Here is a 26,343-nt window from a genome sequence, read left to right as displayed (position 1 = left end):
TCGGGAGGACGTTCGTGGCTGAGACGAAGCTGTTGATCGCAAACCGGGGCGAGATCGCCGTGCGCATCATCAATACCGCGGAACTGCTCGGCATGCGTACCGTCGCGATCTACCCCGCCGACGATGCCGACTGCGCGCATACGGCGCGGGCGGGTGAAGCGGTCGAGCTACCCGGCGCGGGCCCGGCGGGATACCTGGACATCGACGCGGTGCTCGCGGCGGCCAGCCGAACCGGGTGCACCGCGCTACATCCGGGTTACGGTTTCCTCGCGGAAAATCCGGAGCTGGCGCGCAGGTGCGCGGCCGAGGGGATCCAGTTCATCGGGCCGTCCGCCGCGGCTCTTGCCCTGTTCGGCGACAAAACCCGTGCGCGACGGTTGGCTGGCGAGCTCGGCGTTCCGGTACTCGCGGGCACCGAGGGGCCCACCGATCTCGCCGCGGGGCAACGGTTCCTCGCGGATCTTGGCGCGGGTGAGGCCGTGCTTGTGAAGGCGGTAGCCGGCGGCGGCGGTCGTGGCATGCGAGTAGCCACCGACGACACCGAACTCGCGGAGGCAATGCGACGCTGCGCCTCCGAGGCGCAGGCGGCCTTCGGCGATGCGGGCGTGTACCTCGAGCGGCTACTTCCGGCGGCAAGGCATATCGAGGTACAGCTGATCGGTGATTCGTCCGGTGCGGTTCAGGTACTCGGCGATCGGGACTGCAGCCTGCAGCGGCGCAGGCAGAAACTGATCGAGATCGCTCCGGCTCCGCAGCTCGAACCGGAGCTGCGCGCGCGCTTGCACCGGGCCGCCGTATCGCTGGTCGGTTCGGTGCCCTATACCGGCCTGGCCACGGTGGAATTCCTGGTCAGCGCGAGGGAGATCGCCTTCCTCGAGGTCAACCCGCGAGTACAGGTCGAGCATCCGGTTACCGAGGAGGTCACCGGATTTGACCTGGTTGAGCTGGCCCTGCGGGTGGCTGCCGGCGCGAAACTCGCCGAACTTGGCCTGACCGAGCCACCGAGGCCGCGGGGCACCGCTTTGCAGGCCAGGGTGAACAGCGAGACGATCAGTCCGGATGGGACGGTGAACCCGAGCGCCGGCACGCTGGATCGGTTTCGCCCACCAACGGGGCGCGGCATCCGGGTGGACACGCATGGCTACCCGGGCTATCCGGTCAGCCCGCGGTACGACTCGCTGCTCGCCAAGGTTGTCGTGGTCGAGCCAAAAGGACAGCTCGAACTCGCGGCCGCGCGTGCCCGGCTGGCGCTTGCCGAGTTCGCGATCGACGGAGTCGGCACCAATATCGGGCTGCTGCGTGACCTGCTCGACGAACCTGGGCTCGCCGATGGTGCGCTCGACATCTCCTATGTGGACACGAAGCTGGCCGGAGGCGCCACCGAGCCGGCCGAGGGTGCTGCCGGGCCGGTCGCCGACGAGATCGTGGTTCGCGCTCCGCTATTGGGCCTCGTGGTGGACATCGCGGTCACCGAAGGAGATGTGGTCGCGGCAGGTACTGAGCTTGCCGTGCTCGAGGCGATGAAAATGGAGCATGTGGTGGCCGCGGTACAGCCGGCCAGGGTGACGAGTGTGCTGGTCACGGTTGGCCAGACAGTGCCGGAGCAGGCGGTGCTCGTGGCACTCAGCCCACTGGCCGACGCGGCGGAAGCGGCAACGAGTTCGGTCCAGTCGGATCCCGCGTACATCCGCCCGGACTTGGCCGAGGTCATCGCGCGGCACGAGCTCGGGTTGGACGCGAATCGTCCGGATGCGGTGCAACGTCGGCGCGCGGCTGGGCGGCGGACCGCGCGGGAGAACGTCGCCGACCTGGTGGACTCCGGCAGCTTCGTGGAGTACGGCGCGCTCACCATCGCCGCGCAACGCGCCCGCAGGTCGGTGGATGATCTCGTTGCGCGCACGCCCGCGGATGGCATGTTGACCGGAACCGCGACCGTCGGCGGTCAGCCGGTGGCGGTGCTGGCCTACGACTACACGGTGCTCGCCGGTACGCAGGGCATGCACAACCACATGAAGACGGATCGGCTGCTCACTCTCGCGCACCGGCATCGGCTGCCACTGGTGCTCTTCGCCGAAGGAGGAGGCGGCCGGCCGGGCGATACCGACACCTCGGCGATCGCGGGACTGAATGTCGCGACCTTCCGGCTCATCGCCGAGCTCGCCGGCAAGGTGCCCACGGTGGCGGTGGTTTCCGGGTACTGCTTCGCCGGTAACGCGGCGCTCGCCGGAGCTTGCGACGTGATCATCGCGACCGAGGGAAGCAGCCTCGGGATGGGTGGGCCGGCCATGATCGAAGGTGGTGGGCTCGGCGTTGTCGCCCCTGAGGATGTCGGGCCAATGCCGGTCCAGTTCGCCAACGGCGTGGTTGATCTACTTGTGCCGGACGACGCCGCCGCGACGGCGGCCGCCCGTGCCTATCTCGGTTACTTCGCAGGCGTTGCGGAACCGGGCGAGCATGCCGACCAGCGGGTGCTGCGCCACCAGGTGCCGGAGAGCCGGGTTCGCGGCTACGATGTGCGCCCGGTACTCGACATTCTGTTCGATATGGACAGTGTGCTGGAGCTGCGAGCGGGGTTCGGCGCCGGAGTGCTGACCGCGCTGGCCAGGCTGGCAGGTCGCCCGGTCGGGGTACTCGCGAACAATCCGAAGCATCTTGGCGGCGCGATTGATGCGGAAGCTGCGGACAAATCCGCGCGGTTCCTGGAACTCTGTGCCGCACAGCAGCTGCCGGTCATCTCGTTGTGCGATACACCGGGCTTCATGGTTGGCCCGGACGCGGAGAAGACGGCCACGGTGCGCCGCTTCGGCGCCATGTTTGTCGCGGGCGCCCGGTTGCCGACACCGCTGTGCATGGTCGTGCTGCGTAAGAGTTACGGGCTCGGCGCGATGGCCATGGCCGGCGGTGACCTACATGCTCCCGCCCTTTCGGTGGCCTGGCCGACCGGCGAGTTCGGGGGTATGGGTTTGGAAGGCGCGGTTCGGCTTGGCTACCGCAAGGAGCTGGCCGCGATCGAGGATCCGGCGCGACGCGAAGCCCGGTACGCCGAACTGGTTGCTGGCTACTACGAGCGCGGCAAGGCGCTGAGCGTGGCGACCACGTTCGAGATTGACGATGTGATCGACCCCGCGGATACCAGGGAGGTACTGATCCGCACGCTCGACGCGGTCTGCTGACTATGCCGCGCCGAGTCGCCCGGTCCTGGCCAGCTTGCTGGTGCGCAACTGTCGTGGGGTGACGCCGAACTGCCTTCGGAAGGCGGTGCTGAGCGAACTGGCTGAGGCGAACCCGGTGGCATGCGCCAGCTCCGCGATCGTCCAATGTCGATAGTTCGGATCACCCAGCCGCTGGTGGGCCAGTCTCAGCCGCTCCGATTTGATCAGCTTGCGCGGCGTGGTACCGGACTCGTGTAGCGAGCGCTGGATCTGCCGCAGCGACCAGCCGAGCGCGGCGGCGATATCACTTCCGGTAAGTGCGGGCTGATCGGCATGCGCGCGAATATAGCTGCGTACAGCCGATTCGATGTCGTACCGGATCAGCTCGTCTTGCCGTACCGAGTGAGCCAACTGGCGCATCAGATCGAGGAAAGCGCTGCAGGCGACATCCACGTCCTCCTCGGATAGCCCTACCTGCTGGACCACCCCGTCGAGCACGGCCGCGCCAATCCGCCCGAGCCCCGAGCCGAGCGGCAGCTTCGTCCCGCCAGCGGCACGCGGGAACCGGTGATGCAGTTCGATGGGATGCATTCCCAGCACGATGACCCGGCTGCCTGGCTCGACAACGTAGTCGAACGCCGTATCCGGCATGCACAGGTAGCCGAAATGCGCGCCGTAGTACAGCCATCGTTCGGACTCGCGTACCTGGGCGGTGCCGGCCAGCGGCAGGATGAACTCGTAGCCTGCTCCCGGCGCATGCGCTGGGTGACGCCGGCCATGCACCCTTGCGGTGAACTCGTAGTGCGCGAGTTGGTAGTTCCTGGTTCGCTTCCGGGTTACCTGTGACCCGTGCTGTTCGAGGGCTAGTTGCACTGGAACCTGACCTCCAGACCGCACCCGGGGGCGAGCCTGGTGAACTCGCCGGTGACCGGTGAGTTCAGTATTTGTCCGGCGGCGATCGCGATCCTGGCACGATGCGCACGGCAATCATGGTAGGTATGCAGCCTCAAACACTTGGCTGACCAGATTGGTACGGGTGGAGTACGGGCGCTAGGGCGAATCCGGCACAAACTCGAGTAGCGTGTTCGCGGCGTATTCGCGTGGCACCCCGATACCGGTTGCGGTCACCGCATGGCGGATCTGGTTGGTCCGCAGGAACCGGCGTGTCACATCGAGGTCACCCACCGCGATCGTCGCGGCGGTGACGAACGGAGGCACTCGTTCGCGACTGTAGTCCAGTGTCGGATACCGCTGTGCGAAGCCATCCGGTGTGACCACGCGGAGGAACACGCCGCCGAACCACATAAGCGCCTCGTGTTGACCTCGCCAGTCAACGTCGACTCCGAAGACGTCGGTTGCCATGTAACTGGCGTGCGCCGCGAGGTCATGCGTCACTCCGGTAAGTCCGAGGAGATGCCGCGCACCGTTCGGATGTGCTGTCCAGCGTGGATGCTGGTAACTCGACAGGGTATCCGTTTCGTAGGGATTGATCTGGAACGGGATCTGGCCGAACACCGGCGCTGCCGGACGCGCACGGACCGGTATGAGTTCCGAGCTGTCCGGATCCAGCCAACCGGTGTTGATCTCGACAGGTCCACCGATCTCGACCCCCGCCGCCAGCATCGCCTCCCGGCAGTGGTCGAGGTCGTTGGTATGGCAGACGATTGATTTCGGTCCCTCACTGTCCAGGAGGAAGCTCAGCATCTGGGTAACGGCTGGGGGCATCCGAAGTGGATCGACGATCGACATCAGCTCGAGGTAGTTCGCGCCGGGTGAATCAGCCGGCGGGGTGAAGAGGATCAGCCGGTTGTCGATCAATGGTGCCGGTGTCGTGGCCGGGTTGGCACCGGCCGCTGTGGCCAGCGCGGCCGGGTCGATCTGCCTTCGGGGTGGGGCGACGGTGAACCCGAGCCGGGCGAACATACGCGCCGCTCGATCCAGTTCGGCCACCCTGATCATCAGATGGTCGATGCCGGTCAGTCCGAGGTTGTTGGGTTGATCCATCGTCGGCTACTTGCCGGCCGTCAACGGTGGCGCGGTGCCTGCCACGTAGCCCCGCATCGTCCGGTAAGCGACATCGGCGATCTGGTGTCCCAGGTCTGCCCCGGCGTCCACTGCCTGTTGGAAGTGCACCCCACCCCATACTCGGGACTGGCCGCATTGCTCTTCCAATTCGGACCAGGTGTCGAAGCGGAGCGTGGTATCCGAGCTTGGGGTGCTTCCCGGCTCGATCCTTGAGGATCCCTTGGCGTACTCGACAGGGAATCCGAGCTGGTCGTCCTGATACATGTTGCGCGCCATCTGTGCCTGCGAGGCGCAGACCGCGGCCGAACCGGAGGGGTACTCGGGGTGGTCGGCGGAATTGATGTAGCTACGCCACTGGTTGGCCGGCATATCGGCTACCGTGCCCTTGCCTGGCCCGCCCCACGCCTGAACTGGTTTGTCGCCGTACAGGTGCGCGATGGCGCTGAACGGCCGTACCGCGTCATATCGGTGTTTTTCCTGCCATACCGCGATGGTGGTGTCGTAGTTGGACAGGGTAAAGAGCGCTTCCTGCTGCACACTCTCGATGATGCTCAGGTCGAGTTTCTCCGAGAGGAACAGGCTGGCGTTGCCGATACTGACGAATTTGTGGTCGAAGGTCTCGGCGACAAGCTTCTGCCGTTCCGTCAGTTTGGCCGAATGGTGCAGCACGTTGTCGGCCTGCGCCCGGTACTCCGCGCTGTCCGCGCCGTCCTTGCGGGCGATCGGGGCTGGCGCCCGGAACTTCTCCGGTGAGCTGTAGGTGTAGGGGTCGGCCAGCCTCATCTGTGGCGTGACGAACCGCTGCTGCCGGTATATCCCGTTGTCATCGGTCACCACGGCCGGTTGCCATCTGGTCGGATCGGTCAGCTCGTCGGCGGTGTTCACCGGTTGATAGTTGGTGTAGTCGGCAAAGGGCGTACGGTGATACTTGCGGCCGCCCTCGTCGCCGTGCTGGTTCATCCCGTCATGCCTGCGGGACTCGGCGAGCGCGCGGCCCGCCGAGTTGCCGATCCCGACCGGTGTGTTCGGATTCGTCGTCTGGTCATCCGGATCGAGCCCGACATCGGTGAGCATCTTCCGCCAGCGTTCGGACTCCTGCGGATCGAGGCTGCTGAAGATCTGGTACGAGGCGTACAACAGCGCGATGTTGACGTTACGGTTCGTCGCCTCGGTGCGCTCCTGGCGTGGCAGCCGGGATGCGATCCCCACCGCCGTCGGGTGATACGGCGCGACCGCGTCAAACCATGCCGCGGTGATCTGCGACGTCCAGTGCAGGATGATGGTGAGATCGTTGCCGCCGGGGGATAGCTCCTCGATGACCGGTTGCACGATGGGGATCGCATACTCGGTCGCGGCGTTGCCGTGGTCCAGGTCGAAGGCTGCGGTGTGCTTGCTCGCGGTGGAGGCGGGGGCGCCGAGGCTGAAGGCAAGCAACCCGGCAAGTGCCGCGCATGCCAGGCCGATCCTGCGTCGTGAGTACATATCGGTACCTCGTCAGGCGAGAAAGGTTACGGGTAGGAACTGGTGGCCGTGAAAGCTCACATTGGAGTTCCACCGGATATCGGTGGATTCGGAGAGCCGGAATCCGGAGAACCTGTGCAGTAACTCGGAAAGCGTGACCTGTAGCTGAACCCGGACAAGTGCGGCACCAAGACAGTGGTGCCCGCCATGCCCGAAGCTCAGATGCTGGTTGCCGGTCCTGCCTACATCGAGCGTGTCCGGGTTCGCGAACCGCTTCGGATCGCGATTCGCCGCACCGACAAACGGAAAGACGAGTTGGCCCCGCTCGATCCGATGTCCGTGAAAGTCAAATGATTCGGTTGCTTTCCTGCCCACCCACTGGACTGGGGAGTCGTAGCGCAACAGTTCCTCGACGCCGGACGGAAGTAGTCGTGGGTCCGCGCGCAGCGCGGCCGTCTGTTCTGGATGCGTTGCCAGGGCGTGGATCGCGTTGCCGATCGCATACCGCGTTGGTTCCAGCCCGGCGAACAGCAGTAGTACACACTGCGCGTAGGCCTGCGCGGGCGTGAACTGGTACTGATCAGTGCGGGTATGCAGCATCCGGTAGAGCAGGCTGTCGTCGGGTAAACCGGGGCGGTTCGCCTGGGCGGCCAGGTAGTCCACCAGGTTTGTGGCACTCGAACTCGCCGCGTCCACGTCGGCGGCCGTGAGTTGGCTGGAGCCGAACACGTACGCCAGCTCGTCTGCCAACTGGGCCAACCGCAGGTAGTCGGTAACCGGTAGGCCGAGCAGGTCGCTGATCACCAGAGCCGGCAACCGGTAGGCGAGTTCGCCAATGACGTCGACCTCGGTTCCGGTGTCCAGCTGGGCGACAAGCTGGTCGATATAGGACTGAGCCACTGACCTCAGACGTGCGGCATCGAGGTGTTCGGTGACGTGGTTGAGGTGCCGCCGCATCGGTAGATGTGCCGGTTGGTCCTGCATCCCGACCCAGCGGCGCATGATCGCGGTCATCTCGGGATACTCGCGGCGCTGCTCAGGGGGCAGCGCGCGAAGCGGAAGTTCGCTGCGGTCGTTGGACAGCCTGCTGTCTCTGAGCAGTTGTCGAACGTCGTGGTAGTCCAGGAAGATCCAGGAACCGTCGTAGAGTGGCAGGAGATGCGCCGGCGCGTCGAGCCGCATGGCCTGGTATATCGGGTACGGATCGGGAATGAGCTCGGGGTTGTTGAAGGTGAACAGGATATCGGTTGAGATCTCGTGGTCGACCCGCACGGTGTTGCCCTTCAGTTGGCTTGGCTACTTTGCGGCACCCGCAGCTCGTTCGCGAAATAGTCAACTAGCGGGCGGATGTGCACGTCCTCGACCCATTCGCTTTCCACGTCCTCGATGACGTGGTGCACGCTCTGCGGTTCGCCGTCGACGTAGTGCCGAACGATGGGATGAATACCGGTGGATTGATCGGCGTTCGCGACGTCGTTCTTGTGAATGCGGGTGATCGCGAGTGGGTCAGGGCTGCGGTCGATGATCTCGTTGCCGAACTCGAGCGTGATCGTGAAGTAGTCGTTACCGCCGCCGATGTGCCGCTGGAACTCCTCCGTTGCGGCGAAGTCGGTTGGCACTTCCTCGTAGTAGCGCGCGCTGGCTCCGCCTTGCTGGACGACGAGGATGTCGGCGATGAAGCCGGTTTGATGCCAGAGCGCCGAGTCCTGGTTAACCCTCGCCAGGACGGTCTTGGCGAGCTGGCTGGGTGTCGGGTCAAGTGTCTGTTGTGGCCACTGTTTCTCGCCGGTGCGCAGTGCCATGATGTTCGCCAGGCAGCGGACGTTGTACCGGAAGCCGTGTATGAAGCCGGATTGCTTCTTCTTGTGGTCCAGCCGCTGGGTGATCGTCCCGGCGAAGTACATGTTCGGGATATTGGTCGATTCGAAGGCGCTGGTCATATCCGGGAAGCGGGCCGAGATGGCGAGTGCTGGCCGGGTGTCGCCGGCGAAGATGCTGTCGTCGAACCGGAAACCAGTGCAGCAGAGTACCCGGTCGTAGCTGATCTCCTCCTCTTCGTCGTGCGCGTGGCTGTACCGGAAGTGTGCGCGGTACTGACCGTTGGCGCGTTCGATCCTGGTGCATTCCGCGTCGATGATGACGTTCTGCGACTTCAGCTGGTAAGTATCGACGAGATTGTTGTTGACGGCCCGGACATGCCCGACGTACTTGCTCTTCCATGCCATGGTCATCGGGTTCTTACTTGCCAGGTGAATGACGCTCGCGGTGGCGATCAGGTTGTCCGCCGTCTCGAACCCGGAGTTGCCCTTGCCGAGGATCAACACCCGCTGGTTGGTGAACTCGCGCGGATCCACCGGCATGTCCACATAGTTCTCCGCGTGCTCGATCCCCGGGATATCCGGTACATAAGGTTCCGGTACGCCGGTGGCGACGACCAGCCGGTTCGCATGATAGGTACGGCCGGCGGAGTCGGTGAGGACGAACTGCCCGCTGTCGCGGGTGACGTGGCTGATTCGCACGCCGCAACGGATGCGGAGACCGCTGAGGTCGGCGAAGTCACTGAGATAGCGAAGCATGTGCTCCGCTTGCGGGAAGTACTCCTCGGTGTACTGCGCGAAGCGCAGCCGAGGGTCGTCGGTGAGCAGGGAGTTCCAGTCCCAGCGTAGGTTCAGTTCTGGATCACTGTGTCCGGTGTACACCTTGTTGATCGAGATCAGCTTGCGGTGTCTCGGATGCCTGCTGAAGAAGCTGCCAGGGGTGCCCTGTTCCAGGATGAGGTAATCCTGTTGCGCTCGTTCCAGGATATGGCCGAGCTGGAGGCCGGCTGGCCCGGCGCCGAGGATGATGGTGCTGGCGGTCGTTGGCATTGTGCCCTCCCGCACCGGATGGCTGGTGCACATGGACGATTCGTTGATCCGGACACTAGAAGGTGTGTCGAGCGAGCGCTTTTGGCCAGGCGAAGCAAACTTGCTCGTATGCGCCTGGCTAGATCGTCGCGGTGACGCGCTGCTCCGAGCGGGTCAGGTGGCGGATAACCGGCGTGGCGACGAAGGTGCTCACCACCGCCATCAGGACCAGCTTGGTGTACATGGACGGCGGCACCACGCCGAGTTCCATACCGATGTTCAGCGCGACGAGCCCCATCAGCGCGCGGGTGTTCATGGCGACGGCGATCGTGGACGCGACCCGATGTGGTTCGCCCACCAGGCGGGCCGCTCCGTAGCAGCCGCCGAGCTTGGTGCCGAAGGCGATCACGAGGACCAGCAGCAGGATCAGGAATTCCTGGGCATCGCCCAGCGAGCCGATATCGGTGCGTACCCCGGTGTAGGCAAAGAAGATCGGCAGCAACAAGCTGTAGACCAGCGGCGATACCCGAAGCCGCCACTGGTCGGCGAACTCCCGGTTGTCGTGTAGTGCTACGCCGAGCAGGAACCCGCCGATGATCGCGAAGACGTTCAGGTTGCTGGAGATCGCGGCGGAACCGAACAGCACCACCAGCACGACGGGGATCGCGGTTGAACCAAGCCGTGCATCCCGTCGAAGGACGTTGCTGAGGTAGCGATTGAGCAGTGGGCGTACCACGAAGTAGAGCAGTGCGATGTAGCCGGCAAGGCCGGCGAGATGCGTGATGATCCACCACGCGTCCAGCCCGCCGACCACGATCATGGATACCGCGCCGAGGAGCAGCCAGCCAATGATGTCCTCAATGGAGGCCGCGCCGATGACCACCGCCGCCGTCCTGCTGTGCGTGAGGCCGAGTTCGACGAAGATGCGGCCAAGGATCGGGATGGCCGTGATGGATAGCGCGACCGCGAAGAACAGCCGGAATCCGAGCAGGTCGGGGACGTTGTCCTCGGGCAGCATGCGGTGAAAGAACGGTGCGGTGAAGAAATCGGCGGTGAACGGCGCCGCTATACCGACGGCGCTTACCGTGAACATGGTTTTCTTCCCGTTCCGGATGACGTCCCTGAACTCGAATTCGAGTCCGATCTGGAACATCAGCAGGACGAGACCGAGCTGTGCGAGTCCATTGAGGATTGGCGCGGTTTCGTCGGTGAACAGCCCTTCGGTCAGTCCCGGGATGAGCGCGCCGAGCAGGCTGGGTCCGAGGATGAGGCCGGCTAGGATCTCGCCGGAGACATCGGTCTGCCCAAGCTTGCGGACCAGCCAGACCACGATCCTGGTGACGACCAGGATCAGCATCAACTGGTACAGCAGTTGTAGGACCAGCTCCTCGCCGCCCGCGTCGCCAGCAGCGAGGTTCATGGTTTCCGCGCGATGGCGCCGATTTGCATTCTTCCTCCCGCGGTCGGGCGGGTGTCGCCCTGTCTGGGATTGCGCCAGGCCGACAGTGGCGTGAGCCCCGGTGCTACCAGGTCGAGCCCGTCGAAGTAGGCGCCGATCTCGGCTTGCGTGCGGAACCGGCCGGTGCCGAGGAAGTTCAGGAACGCTTTTTCCGCGGCGCGTTCGGCTGGGCCGTAGGAGCAGAAATGGGACAGCATCAGGTAGCTGCCGGAAGGGACCGCGGCGAGGTACTCGCGCACGATCCGGGCCGGTTCCTCGTCGTCGTGCAGGTGATGCAGGATGCCAAGGAGTACCACCGCGACCGGTTGGCCGAAGTCAATCGCGTCCACGATGTCTGGATGGGTGCATACCGCACTGGGGTCGCGTAGGTCGGCGGTGACGACTCGGCTGCGCTGGCCGGTGAGCAGTTCCTCGGCGTGCGCGCGCACCATCGGATCGCAGTCCACGTAGCAGACGGTTACGTCGCTGGCATGCCGCTGGGCGGCCTGATGGGTGTTCTCCATGGTCGGCAAGCCCGAGCCAAGGTCGAGGAACTGGCGGATACCGGCCTCGGCGGTCAGATACTCGATACCGCGCACGAGCATGGCGCGGGCGACGCGCGCCGCTTCCCGCAGCTGGGTTTCCGGGAGCGTTCTGGCAAGCTCGGCCACGGTGGCACGGTCAATGGCGAAGTTGTGTTCGCCGCCGAGCACGTAGTCGTACACCCTGGCGATACTCGGCCGCGATATGTCGACACCCGGTGGAAGTTGTGCCATGGCGACCTCGTTGCGCGAGCGGTGGGATACAGCGGCGACGATGGCCACGCTAGAACAGCCGAACCGTCCAGGATTTCGCTCAGGCGACGAGTACTTGTCCGCTCGCGAACCCCTGCCCCCAGACCGCACGATTCCTCAGGAACGCGATCCGTGGGAACGGGTTGGAGTCCTGCGCAGGGTCAAACTCGGCAACGAGGCTCGGCCAGTGAGCCGGCACTGTCGGTGGGAGCTGATTACCTAGCCGAATGTTCGAAACTCCCGATGAGCTTCACAGCCTGCAAGCCCTGCTCGACACGTCTTTGTCCGGCTCGAGCAGCCACCTCAATTCGATCGTCCGGCCAGCTGAAAGCACCTTGGACGCCAAGCAGATCGTCCGAGTCTGCCAAGGCATGTGCACCCTGGCCATCGCCACAGTCACCCGGCGCGGTGAGCCACGCATCAGCGGCGCCGACGGGCACCTCCTGCACGGCCGTTGGATCTTCGGCACCCACCGCCAGGCCGCCAAAGCCCGCCATCTCGCGGCGCGGCCCGGCATCAGCGCGACGTTCATGCTCGGTGAGCAACTTGGCATTTTCACGCATGGACACGCCGTTCCGTTGAACCCCGAGGGGACGAGCAGCGACCCGACCTGGTCGACCGTCCGCGACTACCTCGTCAACCACTACGACGGCGACGGCGACGACCCGTTCTGGGACGAGAACGTGTGGTATCGCATCGACCCCAGCTGGATGGTCGCCTACAGCGCCGACCCCGTGGGCCTGCTCGACCAACAAGCATCGGTCTGATGCGAGCCACCTCGACGGGTGGCGGCGACCTCGGATACGACGAAACCCCTGGTCTGTTCTCTCACTACAAGGAACCGACCAGGGGTTTCACATCCGTCGGGGTGGCGGGATTTGAACCCACGACCTCTTCGACCCGAACGAAGCGCGCTCCCAAGCTGCGCCACACCCCGGAATAACGAACCGTAAGCAGTCTAGCGGACGTCGCTACGGGCTTTGAAAGGGGCACTGGTTCGCCGCCGGCCACGCGGTGCCGGCGCCGTATCCTGCGGCACCAGGGTCACCAGGCTCGCTTCGGGTGGGCAGGCGAACCGCACTGGCGCATACGGCGAGGTGCCGAGCCCGGCCGAGACATGCAGCCACATCCGCGCTCCCCACCGCGATGCGCCGCGCGCCCTGGTGCGGTCCAGGTTGCAGTTGGTGACCAGCGCGCCGAATCCAGGAACGCGCAGCTGACCACCGTGCGTATGCCCGGCGAACACGACGTCATAACCGTCCGCGGCGAAGTTGTCCAGCACCCACGGTTCCGGCGAATGCGTCAACCCGATCCGCAGCGTGGTATCCGCCGATGCCTGACCCTTGATCCGCTCGTACCTGTCCCGCCGCAGATGCGGGTCGTCCACCCCGGCGAGCAGCGTCCGCTGTTCGCCGATCCGCAAGGTCTGCCGGGAATGCGTGAGGTCCAGCCAACCGCGTTCGATCAGCGCCGCGCGCAGGTCCCGCCAGGGCAGCCGCACGCCGTGAATGCGCTTCTTCCTGCCCTGCGGCATCAAGTACCGCGCCGGGTTCTTCGGCTTCGGCCCGTAATAGTCATTGCTGCCGAACACGAACACCCCTGGACGGCTGAGCAGCGGCCCGAGCGCGGCGAGCACCGCGGGCACCGCCTTCGGATGCGCCAGGTTGTCCCCGGTGTTGACCACCAGATCGGGCTCCAGCTCGTCCAACGCCGCGACCCAGCGCTGCTTGGAACGCTGACCCGGCAGCATGTGCAGGTCCGAGATATGCAGGATGCGCAGCGGATTCGCGCCGCTCGGCAACACGGGCAGCGTCACGTTGCGCAACGTCCAGTGCCTGCGCTCGATACCGGCCGCGTAGACGAACGTGCCGACGGCCGCCGCCGTGACGCCGGCCGTCGTCCTGACCACCCCGCCGTTCAGCTTCACCACGGCACAAAGCCTACGTGTTCCGCCGGCTGCGCAGCAGTCGCCTACTGTTGCGCGGGTGACAGATCTCAAAGCGCGGCTGAGGTCCGACCTCACGGCCGCGATGAAGCAGCAGGACAGCACGAAGGTCGCCACCCTGCGGATGGCCCTGTCCGCGATCGGCACCGAGGAGGTCGCCGGCAAGACCGCGCGCCAGCTCACCGACGACGAGGTGCAGCGGGTGCTGACCAGGGAGGTCAAGAAGCGCAAGGAGGCCGCGCAGGCGTTCCAGGACGCGGGGCGAGCGGAGCAAGCCGCCGCCGAACGCGCCGAAGCCGAGGTGTTGGCCGAGTACCTGCCCGCGCAGCTCTCCGACGACGAGCTGAACGCGCTGGTCGACCAGGCCATTGCCGAGGTGACCGAGGTGCTCGGCGAAGCTCCCGGTCCCAAGCAGATGGGCCAGGTCATGAAGGCCGCGAATACCCGCGTTGCCGGTCAGGCCGAGGGGGGCAGGGTCGCCGCGGCAGTCAAGGCCAAGCTCACCGCCGGCTAGTGGAGACCCCGCGCCGACCTAGCGCTGGCCTAGCCGTCGCCGCCTTCGTCATCGCCTGGCGCGGCTGGCGGCGGCGCTGGGTTCGTCGCATCCGGTGGCGTGCCCGGCTGGGGCTCGGCCCCGCCGACGGTCTCCGGCTTCGGGTCGTTTCCGGTGCTCACATACAGCGTGATCTTGCCGCCCGGGCCGGTGACGCCCATCGGTGTCTGGCCGAGCACCGTCCCCGCCGCGCTGGTGGAGTCCCAGTCCTTCACCTCCACGGTGTAACCGGCCTTGGCCAGCGCGCCCTTGGCGTCCTCGACCTTCCAGTTGAGCACGTACGGCACGGTGATCGTGGGACCGCCGAACTCATAGCGCGGATCTGCAGGAGGAAGCGGTTTCTCCGGCATCCCCGCATGGATCGGCCCCATCGCGTCGAACCAGGTCGTCGCTGGGGTCTTACCACCGAAGATATCCCCGCCGTTCGCGCCGCACAGCTGCGGCGGCGTGCCACACAGACCCTGCGGGGAGGAGCCGTCCGGGAAGGTCATCGCGGCGGCGGCCAGCTGCGGCGTGGCACCGATGAACGCGGCCGACTTGTTGTCCTGCGTGGTACCGGTCTTGCCGAGCATCGGCCGGGACCAGCCGGCATTGCTCGCCGCGTTGTACGAGGTACCGCCAGGGGTGTCGTCCTTGCTCATCCCCTGCACCATCGAGTTCGCCAGCGGCTCGGAAACCACCTGCTCACAGGGCTGGTCCTGGATCTTCACCGGATCACCATTGCGATCGGTGATCTCCTCGATCGGGGTGGGCGGGCACCAGGTGCCACCGCTCATCAGCGTGGCGGACACATTGGCCAGCTCCAACCCACTGACCGCGCCGGGACCCAGCGTGAACGAGGCCTTGCCCGGACTGTTCTCGCTCGGCCCGTAGTAGGCCAGCTGGCTCAGCCGGTCCTCCTCGCGGTCCGCTTCGGGGTCGGGCGCCGCACCGGCGATCGTGTTGGACATGGTGTTGCGCAGACCGAGCCTGCTCGCCATCTCCACGACCGGCTTCATGCCGACCTCTTCCTCGAGGGCGACGAAGGCGGTGTTCGGCGACTGGGCCAGCGCGTCCTGCAGGGTCATCGAGCCGCTGTAGTCGCCGGTGTTGCTCACGCAGTACCAGACGATTCCGGTCGGGCCGGTTGGACAGTTCGGCCCGCCACCACCGAACTTGCTCGAAACGAAGGTCCCTGGCACCGGGACGGTTTGCTGGATGCCCCTGCCGTGTTCCAGCGCGGCCGCGGCGGTGAAGGTCTTGAAAATCGACCCCGCGCCGAAGTTGTTCGCGACCCGGTAGGGCAGCCCATAGGTGGTCTGCCCGGCCTCCGCGTTCACCCCGTAGTCCCGGTTGGCGACCAGCGCGGCCACCCGGTGCTTGTCCTTGCCAGGGCGGACCACCGAAAGGGTGTTGGCTACGCCCTCCTGCGTCTTCGGCACGCCGGCTTCCGCGGCCCGTTTGGCCTCATTGGTGATCTTCGGGTCCAGCGTGGTCTTGATCGTGTAGCCGCCGGAGTAGAGCGTGTCCTTGTCGATCCCAGCCGACGAGAGATAGTCCTCCACGTACTGGCAGAAGAAGCCATACTTCGGATCGGCGGAAAGGCAACTGCGGTCGGGTTTGTCCGGCTCGGGCAGCACCCCGAGATCTTCCTGCTTTGCTTCCTCGGCGTCGGCGGGGGCTATCTTGTTGTCCCGCACCATCCGATCGATAACGCCGTTGCGGCGCTCGAGTGCTTCCTTCGGATAGTTCCACGGGTCCAGCATGGTCGGGTTGTTCACCATGCCCGCGAGCAGCGCGGACTGCGTGACGTTCAACTTGTCCGGGGTGGTGCCGAAATAGGCGTGCGCGGCAGCGCCAACCCCGTAAACCTGCTGGGAGAACTCCACCACGTTCAGGTAGCCGGCAAGGATCTCGTCCTTGCTCATCTGCTGCTCTAGCTGCACCGCGATACGCGCCTCGCGGACCTTACGAGCGACCGAGGTTTCCTGCGCGCGCTGCTGCTCGGCCTTGTTGTTCCGGTACGAGACGTTGATCAGGTAGTTCTTCACGAACTGCTGGGTGAGGGTGGAACCACCCTGGGTATCGCCGCCGGTCTGGTTACTGATCAAAGCTCGCAGGGTGCCTCGGACGTCCACGCCCTGGTGGTCGTAGAACCGGCGATCCTCGATGGAGATCATCGCGTCCTTCATGGTCTGCGAGATCTCGTCCGGCGCCGTTGGCACCCGGTACTGGTCGTAGAGGTAGGCGATCGGCTTGCCGTTCACATCCGTCAGCGTCGTGATCAGCGGCGGCTGACTGGTGAGCACATTCGCGGAGAGCTTGTCGATCGTGTCGCTCGCCTGATTGGTCAACACGCCCATCGAGCCGGCGACAGGGAAGATCAGGCCAGCGACCAATACGCCGGCGAGCAGGCAAAGGCCGGCAAGTTTGAAGAAGCTTTCGCGAGCGCGCACGAACTCAGGGTACGCGTTCCGAATCGGGCGGGTCGGTCCCCGCAGGGTATGAGTTACGTGCCGTACTCAGGTAGCGCCAATCGGTGGTATTCGATCTTCGCGCAATTGCCCATCCGGGCGTTAGTTGTCTGGCGATCCGTGAACACCCGGAAAACCTCACCCGGCCAGTGTTGTTTTCGGAACCAGATACCTTTATTGTCCGTCAACGTCTCACGACAGGCGTTCGCTTAGCTGTCGATTGGTCTGGAATGGCAGCGGAAAGCGGACACGGTACCGGGGAGGTGCCGGTGGAGGGTAGTGAGCGCGTAAGAGAACTGGGGGCGTGATGTACCTGGGTACAGACGAATCGGTCGAGGTGAGTGCGGCAACCGAGGCCGATTGGCGGGTCAAAGCAGCATGCCGGGACGAGGATCCAGAGCAGCTGTTCGTGCGCGGCGCTGAGCAGCGCAAAGCGAAAGTCGTATGCGTGTCCTGTCCGGTACGTACCGAATGCCTCGCCGAGGCATTGGACAACCGAATTGAGTTCGGCGTGTGGGGCGGCATGACCGAGCGGGAAAGGCGCGCGGTGCTGCGCCGCCGGCCCGAAGTGTCCTCCTGGCGGGAACTACTGAGCGAAGCGCGACGGGACCACGTGCAGGTTTCCTGAGCCCGGTTCCTATCCCGGTGACTGGCCAGCTGGTCAGTCACCGGCGAGCCGGTCACCGATCGCGCGCAGCCCGGCCACATCGTGTACATCCCTGGCCATCGCAGGTACCCGCGCGATCGAGACGATCGGGTGTGCCCTGGTGAACCGGGCAAGCAGCCGCTGCTCCCGATTCGCCTGCTCGACGCGATCCGCATGGATTCGGAGCATCGCGCTCGTCGACGGTGCGGCGGAATCCTCCCGTTCCAGAGATTCCGCCGCGGCAAGTGCCTTGTTCGCGGTGAGTTTCTTCGCCAGCACCGGATGCGTGCGGTTCACGATCAGGCCGGCCAGCGGCATGTCTTCGCCATCCAACCGGTCCACGAAATAGCCCGCTTCGCGCAGCGCATCCGGTTCCGGCGCGGCCACCACGAGAAACGCGGTACCCGGCGAGCTGAGCAGTTTCGCGGTCTTTTCTGCGCGTTCTCGAAAACCGCCGAACATACTGTCGAATGCCTGCATGAACGCGGAGGCGTCGGTGAGTAGTTGGCCGCCCAGAATCGTCGAGATGGCCTTCGTGAACAGGGTGAATCCGGTGCCGACCAGTTTGCGGATGCCCCGGCCACTCGCGCGCGCCGGCGCCGCGAGCATCCGCAGCAGCCGGCTGTCCAAGGCGCTGGACAGCCGCTGGGGCGCGTCCAGGAAATCCAGCGCGGAACGACTCGGCGGGGTATCCACCACGATCAGGTCCCATTCCCCCGTCGCGGCGAGCTGGCCCAGCTTCTCCATCGCCATGTACTCCTGTGTGCCGGAGAACGACGTGGAAATCGTCTGGTAGAAGGGATTCGCGAGTAGCTGTTCGGCGCGTTCCTTGCCCGCGTGGGTGAGCACCATATCGTCGAAGGTGCGCCGCATATCCAGCATCATCGCCCACAACTCGCCTGCTGGTTCCCAGTCGGGCAGCTGCACCTGTCGCGGATGGTTGCCGAGTTCCTTGAGCCCGAGGGCCTGCGCCAGCCTGCGGGCGGGGTCGATCGTCAGCACCACCGTCTGCCTGCCCCGTTCCGCCGCGCGCAGCGCCAGCGCGGCCGCGCTGGTGGTCTTGCCGACCCCGCCTGAGCCGCAGCAGACGATCACCTTGGTGTCCTGGTCGTCCAGCAACTTGTCGACCTGTAGCTTCGGGCTGGTCACCGTACCCCCTGCGCGGTCAACAGATCGGCCAGCTCGTAAAGCGCCTCAACGTCCACGCCCTCGGCGAGTTCGGCGAGTTCGATCGCCGGCAGGTCAGCTTCCGCGAGCTGTTCCCGCGCGGTGTGCTCGGCGGTGATCCGGTTGGCGTGTTCCACGGTTTCCGCGAGCAACCCGGTCACGGTTTCCGCGGAAAGTTCGAGGCCAGCCTCGCCCAACTCGACGCGGATTCGCTCGCTGTCCAGCTCGCCGGTCGTCGTGTGGGCGACCACGTCGGCCGGCAGCCGCGGCGGACGTACCCGATTCACGATGACCGCACCGGGGCGCAGATCCGCGCCATCCAGCTCGGCGACGGCATCCAGGGTTTCCCGTACCGGCAGTTCTTCCAGCAGGGTGACCAGGTGAACCGCGGTGTCCTGCGAGTGCACGAGCTTGACCACCTTATCCGCGTGGCCGCGGATCGGACCGGTTTTCGCCAGGTCGGAAAGGGCCTTGGTGACGTCGAGGAACTGCACCACCCGGCCGGTCGGCGGCGCGTCCAAGACGACCGCGTCGTAGGTGCGCCGGCCGTTCTGGTCGACCCGCCGGACGCATTCCATGAGCTTGCCGGTGAACAACACATCCCGCAGGCCGGGTGCCAGGGTGGTGGCGAACTCGATCGCGCCCATCCTGCGCAGCGTGCGGCCGGCGAAACCGAGGTTGTAGAACATGTCGAGGAAATCGAGCAGGGCGGCCTCGGCATCCACGTGCAGCGCGTAGACCTCGCCGCCCTCCGGCGCGGCCGCGATGCGCTGTTCCGCGTAGGGCAGGGGCTCGGTGCCGAACAGCTGCGCGATGCCCTGCCTGCCCTCGACCTCGGCCAGCAGCACCCGCTTCCCGCCACGGGCGAGCGCGAGTGCCATCGCTGCCGCGACCGTCGTCTTGCCGGTGCCGCCCTTGCCGGACACGACGTGCAGCCGGGCGCGGGCAATCTCCTCAGTCCAGCCGACACTGGAACCAGCGAGGGGCATAGTCACCCGACCAGGGTAACTGGATGGGCGGCCGGCACTGTCGCATATGGTCACTCGGGCGAGCTCAGCCGGTGAGCACCAGTAGCCCGGCTATCCCGCCGATGACCACCACGAGCGTCCAGGCGACGCCGGCGGGCAGCACCGTCGCGGTGAGCAGCCCGGCGAGCACGACAAGCGTGAACGCCACGGCGCCGGAGATCGCGACCTGACCCGCCGTGCTGCCGCTGCGCTCGCGCACCTGTGCCATGGTCACCAGCACGAGCACGATTCCGCCAACGCCGAGCAGCACCGTCGCGATGATCCGCCAACCTTCCACGGAAGATCACCGTAGCGGCGCCAGCCGCGCCGAGCCACCGATAACGCTCCGTAACCGCGTTCTTTAAGGTTAGCGCGGTCGGCGGCTACGCCCGATCCGATGGTCGCTCGCGCCTTCCGGCTACGCCCGATCCGATGGTCGCTCGCGCCTTCCGGCTACGCTCCTGCCCCATGACGAAGTGGGAGTACGCAACGGTGCCATTGCTGATCCATGCGACCAAGCAGATCCTCGACCAGTGGGGCGAGGACGGCTGGGAGCTGGTGACCGTCCTGAACAACCCGACCGGCGAACAGCACGTCGCCTACCTCAAGCGGCCGAAGGAGTAATCCGTGACCTGGAGCGACAAGCTCAACCAACTCGGCATCGAACTGCCCGGAGTCGCGCCACCGGTAGCCGCTTACGTACCGGCGATCCGCACCGGCTCGCTGGTGTACACGGCGGGTCAGCTGCCCCTCGTGGACGGCGCGCTGGCAGCCACCGGCAAGGTCGGCGCCGAGATCGGCCCGGAAGAAGCCCAACGGCACGCCCGGACCTGCGCGCTGAACGCGCTGGCCGCGGTGCACTCGCTGGTCGGTATCGACTCGGTGGTCCGCATCGTCAAGGCCGTCGTGTTCGTCGCCTCCGCCGAAGGATTCACCGGCCAACCAGCGGTAGCCAACGGGGCATCCGACCTGTTCAAGGAGATCTTCGGGGACGCGGGCCAGCACGCCCGATCCGCGGTGGGCGTCGCCGAACTCCCCATCGGCGCACCCGTCGAGGTCGAGCTCATCGTCGAGGTCGAGTAGCTAGCCGTCAGCGCGCTGACGGGCGGTCTCGAGCACGCGCTGCAGATGCAGCCCGCGCCGGATATCGCAGGGGTGTGCGGTGGTGCCACTGGCCACCATCGCCACGAAATCGTCGAGGAACGCCGTGAAGCACTCCTGATTCGACGACGGCCGCCCGCTCAGCGCCCGGTAGCCATGCCGGCCGTACACCGCGAACTCCAGCACGCTCGGCCGCAGCGGCAGGCGCATGGACAGCGTGCAGCTACTCCGGGCGCCGCCCGCGTGATCCAGCGTCAGATGCCAGAGATCATCGGCGGTACGGCTCGCCGCGGGTACCCCAGTGATCTCACCAAGCGCGGCATCGAGCAGATCAAGCACATGCGGCCCGATATCGACAAGCGCGCCGCCCTCGTGCCGCCACGGCGAACCCGAGTAGTCACCGGCAAGCAACGACCCGGCAAGCCACTTCGCGTCGCCGCCGGACCACTCGCCGAGCCGGCGCAACTCGGCAAGCCACGCCACGGTTTCCGGGGCGAACCGGCGGCTCAGCATCAGCATGCCGACCACGCCGGCCTCGGCGACCGCACCGGCAAGGCGCTCCGCGGCAGGCAGGTCGAGCGCCAGCGGCTTCTCCAGGATCAGATGTTTACCGGCGGCAGCCGCCTGCGCGGCAAGCTTGGCCTGCACATCCGGCGGCACCGCGAAAGCGACCGCGTCAACCTCGTCGAGCAGCGCCGGCCAGTCCGCCGCGACGGTGGCGCCGGTCGACCCCGCTACCTCCTGCGCGGCCGAGGCGCGGCGCGCCCACACTGTCGTGAGTCTGGTGCCAGGGTGATCGGCAAGGCCGGGCGCATGCACCGAGCGCGCCCACGGACCCGCGCCAACCAAACCGACCCGTAGCTGTTCGTCCACCCCGCTACCTTGACACGCGTCCCACTCAATCGGTCAAGGCCCTGCCGAGTAGGTCAATTCAGTCGGTCAACGCGGCGTGCATATCGCGCATCCGCCGCGCGATGTCCTTTCGCGTGCCAGGGCTGATCACCAGCATCGTTCTGGCCTGGCCCGGCAGCGTGATGTTCAGCCACCGACCCTCCGAGGTGTCCGCGTACCGCAACGGCTGCTCGGTGTGCTTGCGCCGGCCCAGGCTGTCCCGCACCGCGACGTACAGCTCGCCGCCGCCGTCGGTCGGCAGCGAACTGATGCTCTGCACCTGGCGCACGGCGTGGCTCGCGGTCCGGGTGATCACCCGCGAAGGCGTACGTGCCTGCTCGGCCTCGGCGAGCATTTCCTCCTGCGCCACATTGATTGGCTTGCCCTTGGCCGGCGCCAGTTCCGGGATCTGCGCGACCAGCCCCTCCGGCAGCCGCTCCGGGTCGAGCTGGTTGATGAACACCGTCTCGTTTTCCCGGACGGCGAGCACCGCCTCGTTCCCGATCGAGGCGGCGAGCACGGCCAGCGTGGTCTTGCCCTCGTTGATCCAGCCGTAGTACTCCACGGTCGGCCGGCACAACACCGCGAGCGAGGCGGCGAACTCCACATCCAGCCCGCGCTGATCACCGACCTCGAGCCCGTCGATCTCCTCGCCGGCCTGCTTGTCCGCGTCCCGGCGCTCGTCGTGGTCCAGCCACATCGCGGTGGGGCTCAGGGTGATGTGCGGTACACCGATCCGCTCCCTGTGCAGCAGCGTGGCAAGCGACGCCGCTGAGATCGTGACCGGGTGTGAAAGCAAAGCTGGCGCTCCGAGGGGTTTGACTACTCACCGATTACTGGCGGTGCGGTCGACTCGTCGGTGCCGAACACCGCATCGGCGTCGTTGTCGACGAGGAACGAGGACCACAGCTGGTCCTCGCCCGCTGAACGCACACCCCCGACGGTGCCACCAGCGGGCCCTGGAATGCTCGGATCGTCATCCGAGCGGGTGGAACCTGGTTTGGCCGCGGCGGCGATTCCACCGCCACCACCACCGACGGTGCCGGCCCGGCTCGCGGGTACCGAACCGATCGGCGCCGTACCGGCGAGTCCAGCTCCGCTGGCTTCCCCGCCGATCGGCAGTACTCCGGAGAACGAGCCGGCTCCAGTGGCCGTTCCCAATGCCGCGGCTGGCGCGCCGGTCATCGCGTTACCGGCAATCGCCGCGCTGGACACCCCGGTGCCCGAATCGGCCGTTGCCGTCGCACCGACCGAGCTGGGCATCCCGTTGGCGTGGTGTTCGGTGGCCAGCGCGTAGTTGTTCATCACATCGACGTTGTGCTGCGCGGCGTTGTTATGCGCCGCCTGCTTGGCCTCGAAAGTATCGCCGACCAAGCCGGAGAGGTTATCCCATAGCCCTGGCTTGTGTGGCGCGGGTGGCACGGGGCAGACCGAGCTTTTCGCACTATCGAATGAGCTGACCTGGCGTTGCACCAGGTCCTGCATGGTCGCCAGATCCGGTGCGGTCCGCGCGAACTCCTTGGCGATCGGCGCGGCCGAGCCACCCGCCGCGCCCGCGGCCTTACCCGTCCATGCCGTATCGAGCGCACCGGTCAGCGTGCCGAGCCGGTCCGCCCGGCTCGTGTAGTTGCCTGCCAGATCGCGCAGGATTCCCGCGGTCTCGCCGAGGCCGGCGCCGCCGCGGCCCTGCTGGAAGTTCTCGTAGATCTGCTGACCGGACAGCGGCATGTCACGCTCCATCCGTGCGGGCGTTCCTCGACCGGTGCGTTCCAGTCAATGCCCAGCCCGTCGTCGGCAATGTCCCTGCTCTTGGGTCCCTGCTCCTTGGGCGTCTGCTCGTTCCGGGCGAGCTGACGCGCGGCGATCACCGACCGTCCGCAACCGACCGCGCAGTGATCGTAACCGTTCAGGGGACTTTAGCCGATAGTTAGCCAGGGCACTCGCTGAGTTCCGCCGGATGGCGGCTTGCCCCACGATCGGGGCATCGGCCGAGGCCAGAAAACTCGATCAAGAGGCTCGATCCCCCGGTCGCCACGGGTTATGGTCGGGCCCGTGGTCGAGCTACCCGAGCAGTTTGACGTACCCGAGGGGGCATTCCCGGCGGAACCGCCAGACCCACCGGCCACCCCGCGAGACGCGGCGACGGTGATGTTGCTCAGAGACACCTCCGCAGGGCCCGAGGTATTCATGCTGCGCAGGGTCACCGGCATGGCCTTCGCCGGTGGGATGAGCGTCTTTCCCGGTGGCGGGGTGGACAACCGCGACGCGGACAGTGCGCTCGAGTGGACCGGCAACCCGCCCGCATGGTGGGCCGAGGTGTTCGACTGTGCACGCGGTCTGGCCAGCGCGCTGGTCTGTGCCGCGGTGCGGGAAACCTTCGAGGAGTCCGGGGTGCTGCTTGCCGGCCCGGACGCCGATTCGGTCGTGCGCGATCCGCGCCCCTACGCGGCTGCCCGTACCGCGCTGGTGAACAGGGAGCTCTCGCTCGCCGAGTTCCTCGCCGACGCCGGCCTGGTGCTTCGGGCCGACCTGCTCCGCCCGTGGGCGAACTGGGTGACACCGGAGTCGGAGCCGCGCAGGTACGACACTCGATTCCTGGTCGCCACGCTGCCAGATGGCCAGCATGCCGACGGTGCTACGACCGAAGCGGAATCCGCCGGCTGGTTCCGGCCGGACGACGCTATCGAGGACTGGAAGGCCGGCCGGTGCGGGCTGATGCCGCCCACCTGGCGCACGCTCACCGAGCTGTCCCGGTTCGGCACCGTGGCCGAGGTGCTTGCCGCCGAGCGCCGGCTGGAGAAGGTCATCCCGAAGGTGACCCGCGAAGGCCGCAAGCTCCGACTCGTACTGCCGGGCGATCCGAGCTACCCGACGGCTGCTGGGCATCTGGATGCTCGGCCGGACGACGAGGTGCAGTCATGACGGCACACCCGTGGTACGGCGAGCTTCGTCAGGTGACCCCGTTCGCCTCGGTGCTACTGGAACGCAATCCGAGCTCGATGACCTTGGAAGGCACCAATACCTGGGTGTTGCGTGCCCCGGACAGTGCCCACTGCGTGATCGTCGACCCCGGCTACCACGATCTCGAGCACCTCGAGCTGGTCGCCGATTGTGGCCCTGCCGAGCTGGTGCTGCTGACCCATCACCACGGCGACCACAGCGAGGGCGCCGGTTGGCTCGCGGACCAGATGGGCGCTCCGGTGCGGGCATTTGACTCGGCGCTCTGCCAGGACGCCACCGCCGTGCAACACGAGGATGTCGTCCGCGCGGCCGGGCTCGACCTGCGGGTGCTGCACACCCCGGGCCATACCGCGGACTCCATCTGTCTGGACGTCAGCCACGCGGGCGAGCGAGCCGTGCTCACCGGGGACACCGTGCTCGGCAGGGGAACCACGGTGATCGCGCATCCGGACGGCCAGCTCGGGGCGTACCTGGATTCGATGCGCGTGCTGGTGGATCTACCGGCTGGGGTGCGCGGACTGCCAGGACACGGGCCGGAGATGGCGGATCTCGCCGAGACCGCGCGGTACTACCTGCGCCACCGGGAAGAGCGGCTGGACCAGGTGCGCGACGCGCTGCGCCAGCTTGGTGCCTCGGCAACGCCCCGGCAGGTCGTCGAGCTGGTCTACGCGGACGTCGACCAGGCACTGTGGGGCCCTGCCGAATGGTCCGTCCGGGCACAGCTGGACTACCTGCGCGCCGAAGCCTGAGGTTGTCGGTTACTGAGGTTGTCGGTTACTGGCGCAACGGCATCACCAGGTAGCGCAGGCCCGTCGGGGTGTCTTCGGTGCTCTCCGCGGCCGGTGTGAGAACCGTGGCACGCAGCCCGGGTTGGATATCCAGCCGGATGCGGCCGCCGCTGAACGGGCGTACGGCTTCGGCGAGGTAGCGCGCCTGAAACCGCGGGCTGGTGCGCCCGCCGTGCACCGTGGCCTTCAACGTCTCGGCTGCCTCGCCCGCGTACTCCGATGCGGCCGAAACCCGCAGCTCACCATCGTCCACGCTGACCTGTAGCGCGCCACGCGGGTCGAGGAAGGTGCCAACCCGCCGGATCGCCCCGCTCAGCTCGTCCGCGCACACCTCGACCGAGGTATCCACGGTGTCCGTGACGATTCGCGCATCATCCAGGAACCCGGCGTCCAGCACGGCGGTCACCAGTGTCGACCCGCCCCAGCCGAAGCCGAGCCGGTTCGGCCCGGCATGCAGCGCGACCCGTGCGCCCTTGTTGGCCATACTGCCGGCGAAATCCCTGAGCAGCGCGGCTGGCACGGCGCTGTCCAGTGGCTCGCCAGCCCAGGGCAACGTGCCTATGGCCATCCGGAACCGGTCACAGGCAATCAGCCGGAGCTGGTCCTCGACGGCGTTGAACCGCACCCCGGTGAACATTGGCAGGGCATCATCCTTGGCCGCGGCGCCCGCGACCGTGCGCAGCAGGCTGGCGAACTCGGCTGCGGGCACCGAACCAGCAGCCGGCGGGCATTCGACCCGTTCCGGCTCGGTGGCCGGGTCCAGCACGGGCAACGCGAAGCGGCCACGCTGGGCACGTACCGCCAGGCGGCTGCCTTCCACGGCGAGGCGGACCTGCGGATCATCGAAGGAGCGCAGCGTATCCGCCAGTACCCGGGCGGGTACGAGCACGCTGCCGTCGGTATGCACCATCGCCGACCCGCTGGTGCGCAGCAACTGATCCGGTTCGCTACCGGTCAGCGTCAGCTCCGTGCCCGAGGCCTCGAGCAGCACACGGGCACCCGCCGAGCCACCACTCCTACTCGGCAGGACCTTGGTGACCTCGGCGGCAGCGGCCGCTAACGCGGTGGTGTCGGCGGTGACGTCCATGGCAGCGCAGGTTACGGCCGGGCCCCGA

At 66.6% G+C, this 26,343-nt stretch carries 24 protein-coding genes and 1 tRNA gene; 8 read left to right on the top strand and 17 right to left on the bottom strand.

The window, feature by feature from the left end; translation table 11 throughout:
- Positions 1 to 14: 14 nt before the first annotated feature.
- Positions 15 to 3,173: a carboxyl transferase domain-containing protein gene (locus EV191_RS04195; RefSeq protein ID WP_243658740.1), complete on the top strand. Its 3,159-nt coding sequence runs from the start codon at positions 15 to 17 to the stop codon at positions 3,171 to 3,173.
- On the opposite strand, the gene EV191_RS04190 is transcribed toward EV191_RS04195, so the two are convergent.
- The 7 genes from EV191_RS04190 to EV191_RS04160 all read right to left on the bottom strand — a co-directional run bounded on the left by EV191_RS04190 (position 3,174) and on the right by EV191_RS04160 (position 11,698).
- Positions 3,174 to 4,025: a helix-turn-helix transcriptional regulator gene (locus tag EV191_RS04190; RefSeq protein WP_132875436.1), complete on the bottom strand. Its 852-nt coding sequence runs from the start codon at positions 4,023 to 4,025 to the stop codon at positions 3,174 to 3,176.
- A 177-nt stretch (positions 4,026 to 4,202) separates the two neighbouring features.
- Positions 4,203 to 5,156 carry a VOC family protein gene (locus tag EV191_RS04185; protein ID WP_132875435.1) on the bottom strand — a complete coding sequence of 318 codons (954 nt, stop codon included), beginning with the start codon at positions 5,154 to 5,156 and terminating at the stop codon, positions 4,203 to 4,205.
- A 6-nt stretch (positions 5,157 to 5,162) separates the two neighbouring features.
- On the bottom strand, positions 5,163 to 6,659 hold the full coding sequence (locus EV191_RS04180; protein ID WP_132875434.1) for a vanadium-dependent haloperoxidase: 1,497 nt from the start codon (positions 6,657 to 6,659) through the stop codon (positions 5,163 to 5,165).
- Positions 6,660 to 6,671: 12 nt separating this feature from the next.
- Entirely contained in the window at positions 6,672 to 7,910 is a 1,239-nt protein-coding gene (locus tag EV191_RS04175; protein WP_132875433.1) for a cytochrome P450, read from the bottom strand.
- A gap of 11 nt (positions 7,911 to 7,921) precedes the next feature.
- A complete protein-coding gene (locus EV191_RS04170) occupies positions 7,922 to 9,505 on the bottom strand; it encodes an NAD(P)-binding domain-containing protein (protein WP_132875432.1) in 1,584 nt (527 codons plus the stop codon).
- A gap of 118 nt (positions 9,506 to 9,623) precedes the next feature.
- Positions 9,624 to 10,904, bottom strand: a complete 1,281-nt coding sequence (locus EV191_RS04165; RefSeq protein WP_132875431.1) for a cation:proton antiporter — start codon at positions 10,902 to 10,904, stop codon at positions 9,624 to 9,626.
- On the bottom strand, positions 10,901 to 11,698 hold the full coding sequence (locus EV191_RS04160; RefSeq protein WP_132875430.1) for an SAM-dependent methyltransferase: 798 nt from the start codon (positions 11,696 to 11,698) through the stop codon (positions 10,901 to 10,903). Before EV191_RS04160 ends, EV191_RS04165 begins: the two co-directional genes overlap by 4 nt.
- Positions 11,699 to 11,943: 245 nt before the next feature.
- Between EV191_RS04160 and EV191_RS04155 the strand changes: the two genes are divergently transcribed.
- Positions 11,944 to 12,483, top strand: coding sequence for a pyridoxamine 5'-phosphate oxidase family protein (locus tag EV191_RS04155; protein WP_132875429.1), 540 nt, complete (start codon positions 11,944 to 11,946; stop codon positions 12,481 to 12,483).
- A 96-nt stretch (positions 12,484 to 12,579) separates the two neighbouring features.
- Here the strand turns inward: EV191_RS04155 and EV191_RS04150 are convergent.
- Positions 12,580 to 12,653 (bottom strand) — tRNA-Pro (locus EV191_RS04150).
- A gap of 21 nt (positions 12,654 to 12,674) precedes the next feature.
- Complete coding sequence (locus EV191_RS04145; protein WP_132876143.1) at positions 12,675 to 13,625, bottom strand: metallophosphoesterase; 951 nt, start codon at positions 13,623 to 13,625, stop codon at positions 12,675 to 12,677.
- A gap of 76 nt (positions 13,626 to 13,701) precedes the next feature.
- On the opposite strand from EV191_RS04145, the gene EV191_RS04140 reads away from it, so the two are divergent.
- The gene (locus EV191_RS04140; RefSeq protein ID WP_132875428.1) at positions 13,702 to 14,175 is read left to right on the top strand and encodes a GatB/YqeY domain-containing protein; all 474 of its coding nucleotides are present in this window, start codon (positions 13,702 to 13,704) and stop codon (positions 14,173 to 14,175) included.
- Between the two features lie 29 nt (positions 14,176 to 14,204).
- On the opposite strand, the gene EV191_RS04135 is transcribed toward EV191_RS04140, so the two are convergent.
- Positions 14,205 to 16,649, bottom strand: a complete 2,445-nt coding sequence (locus EV191_RS04135; RefSeq protein ID WP_243658739.1) for a transglycosylase domain-containing protein — start codon at positions 16,647 to 16,649, stop codon at positions 14,205 to 14,207.
- 325 nt (positions 16,650 to 16,974) lie between these two features.
- Here EV191_RS04135 and EV191_RS04130 point away from each other — a divergent pair, with 325 nt between their 5' ends.
- Positions 16,975 to 17,295: a WhiB family transcriptional regulator gene (locus EV191_RS04130; RefSeq protein WP_132875427.1), complete on the top strand. Its 321-nt coding sequence runs from the start codon at positions 16,975 to 16,977 to the stop codon at positions 17,293 to 17,295.
- 33 nt (positions 17,296 to 17,328) lie between these two features.
- On the opposite strand, the gene bagB is transcribed toward EV191_RS04130, so the two are convergent.
- The 3 genes from bagB to EV191_RS04115 all read right to left on the bottom strand — a co-directional run bounded on the left by bagB (position 17,329) and on the right by EV191_RS04115 (position 19,785).
- Entirely contained in the window at positions 17,329 to 18,462 is a 1,134-nt protein-coding gene (gene bagB, locus EV191_RS04125) for an ATPase BagB (RefSeq protein ID WP_132875426.1), read from the bottom strand.
- The gene (gene bagA, locus EV191_RS04120) at positions 18,459 to 19,469 is read right to left on the bottom strand and encodes an ATPase BagA (RefSeq protein WP_132876141.1); all 1,011 of its coding nucleotides are present in this window, start codon (positions 19,467 to 19,469) and stop codon (positions 18,459 to 18,461) included. The genes bagB and bagA overlap by 4 nt, the downstream gene beginning before the upstream one ends.
- A 64-nt stretch (positions 19,470 to 19,533) precedes the next feature.
- Positions 19,534 to 19,785: a hypothetical protein gene (locus EV191_RS04115; RefSeq protein ID WP_132875425.1), complete on the bottom strand. Its 252-nt coding sequence runs from the start codon at positions 19,783 to 19,785 to the stop codon at positions 19,534 to 19,536.
- Positions 19,786 to 19,955: 170 nt separating this feature from the next.
- Here EV191_RS04115 and sp36 point away from each other — a divergent pair, with 170 nt between their 5' ends.
- A complete protein-coding gene (sp36, locus tag EV191_RS04110) occupies positions 19,956 to 20,111 on the top strand; it encodes a Sp36 family protein (protein WP_132875424.1) in 156 nt (51 codons plus the stop codon).
- A 3-nt stretch (positions 20,112 to 20,114) separates the two neighbouring features.
- The gene (locus EV191_RS04105; RefSeq protein WP_132875423.1) at positions 20,115 to 20,570 is read left to right on the top strand and encodes a RidA family protein; all 456 of its coding nucleotides are present in this window, start codon (positions 20,115 to 20,117) and stop codon (positions 20,568 to 20,570) included.
- On the opposite strand, the gene EV191_RS04100 is transcribed toward EV191_RS04105, so the two are convergent.
- The 3 genes from EV191_RS04100 to EV191_RS04090 are packed head-to-tail and all read right to left on the bottom strand — an operon-like array spanning position 20,571 to position 23,207.
- Positions 20,571 to 21,461, bottom strand: a complete 891-nt coding sequence (locus EV191_RS04100; protein ID WP_132875422.1) for a Gfo/Idh/MocA family protein — start codon at positions 21,459 to 21,461, stop codon at positions 20,571 to 20,573. It lies immediately after the preceding gene.
- A 58-nt stretch (positions 21,462 to 21,519) separates the two neighbouring features.
- A complete protein-coding gene (locus EV191_RS04095; RefSeq protein ID WP_132875421.1) occupies positions 21,520 to 22,278 on the bottom strand; it encodes an ESX secretion-associated protein EspG in 759 nt (252 codons plus the stop codon).
- Positions 22,279 to 22,301: 23 nt separating this feature from the next.
- Positions 22,302 to 23,207 (bottom strand): PPE domain-containing protein, encoded by a 906-nt coding sequence (locus EV191_RS04090; protein ID WP_165912812.1) that lies wholly within the window; start codon positions 23,205 to 23,207, stop codon positions 22,302 to 22,304.
- A 312-nt stretch (positions 23,208 to 23,519) separates the two neighbouring features.
- On the opposite strand from EV191_RS04090, the gene EV191_RS04085 reads away from it, so the two are divergent.
- On the top strand, positions 23,520 to 24,401 hold the full coding sequence (locus tag EV191_RS04085) for an NUDIX hydrolase (RefSeq protein WP_132875419.1): 882 nt from the start codon (positions 23,520 to 23,522) through the stop codon (positions 24,399 to 24,401).
- The gene (locus EV191_RS04080; protein ID WP_132875418.1) at positions 24,398 to 25,189 is read left to right on the top strand and encodes an MBL fold metallo-hydrolase; all 792 of its coding nucleotides are present in this window, start codon (positions 24,398 to 24,400) and stop codon (positions 25,187 to 25,189) included. The genes EV191_RS04085 and EV191_RS04080 overlap by 4 nt, the downstream gene beginning before the upstream one ends.
- Positions 25,190 to 25,214: 25 nt before the next feature.
- Here EV191_RS04080 and dnaN read toward each other — a convergent pair whose 3' ends face one another.
- Positions 25,215 to 26,315 (bottom strand): DNA polymerase III subunit beta, encoded by a 1,101-nt coding sequence (dnaN, locus tag EV191_RS04075; RefSeq protein WP_132875417.1) that lies wholly within the window; start codon positions 26,313 to 26,315, stop codon positions 25,215 to 25,217.
- Between the last annotated feature and the right edge of the window lie 28 nt (positions 26,316 to 26,343).

It is taken from the genome of Tamaricihabitans halophyticus (genome assembly GCF_004340875.1).
Taxonomy (GTDB): Bacteria; Actinomycetota; Actinomycetes; order Mycobacteriales; family Pseudonocardiaceae; genus Tamaricihabitans; species Tamaricihabitans halophyticus.
The sequence above is the reverse complement of the archived record's forward strand: the minus strand, read 5'-3'. Positions and strand labels throughout refer to the sequence as shown.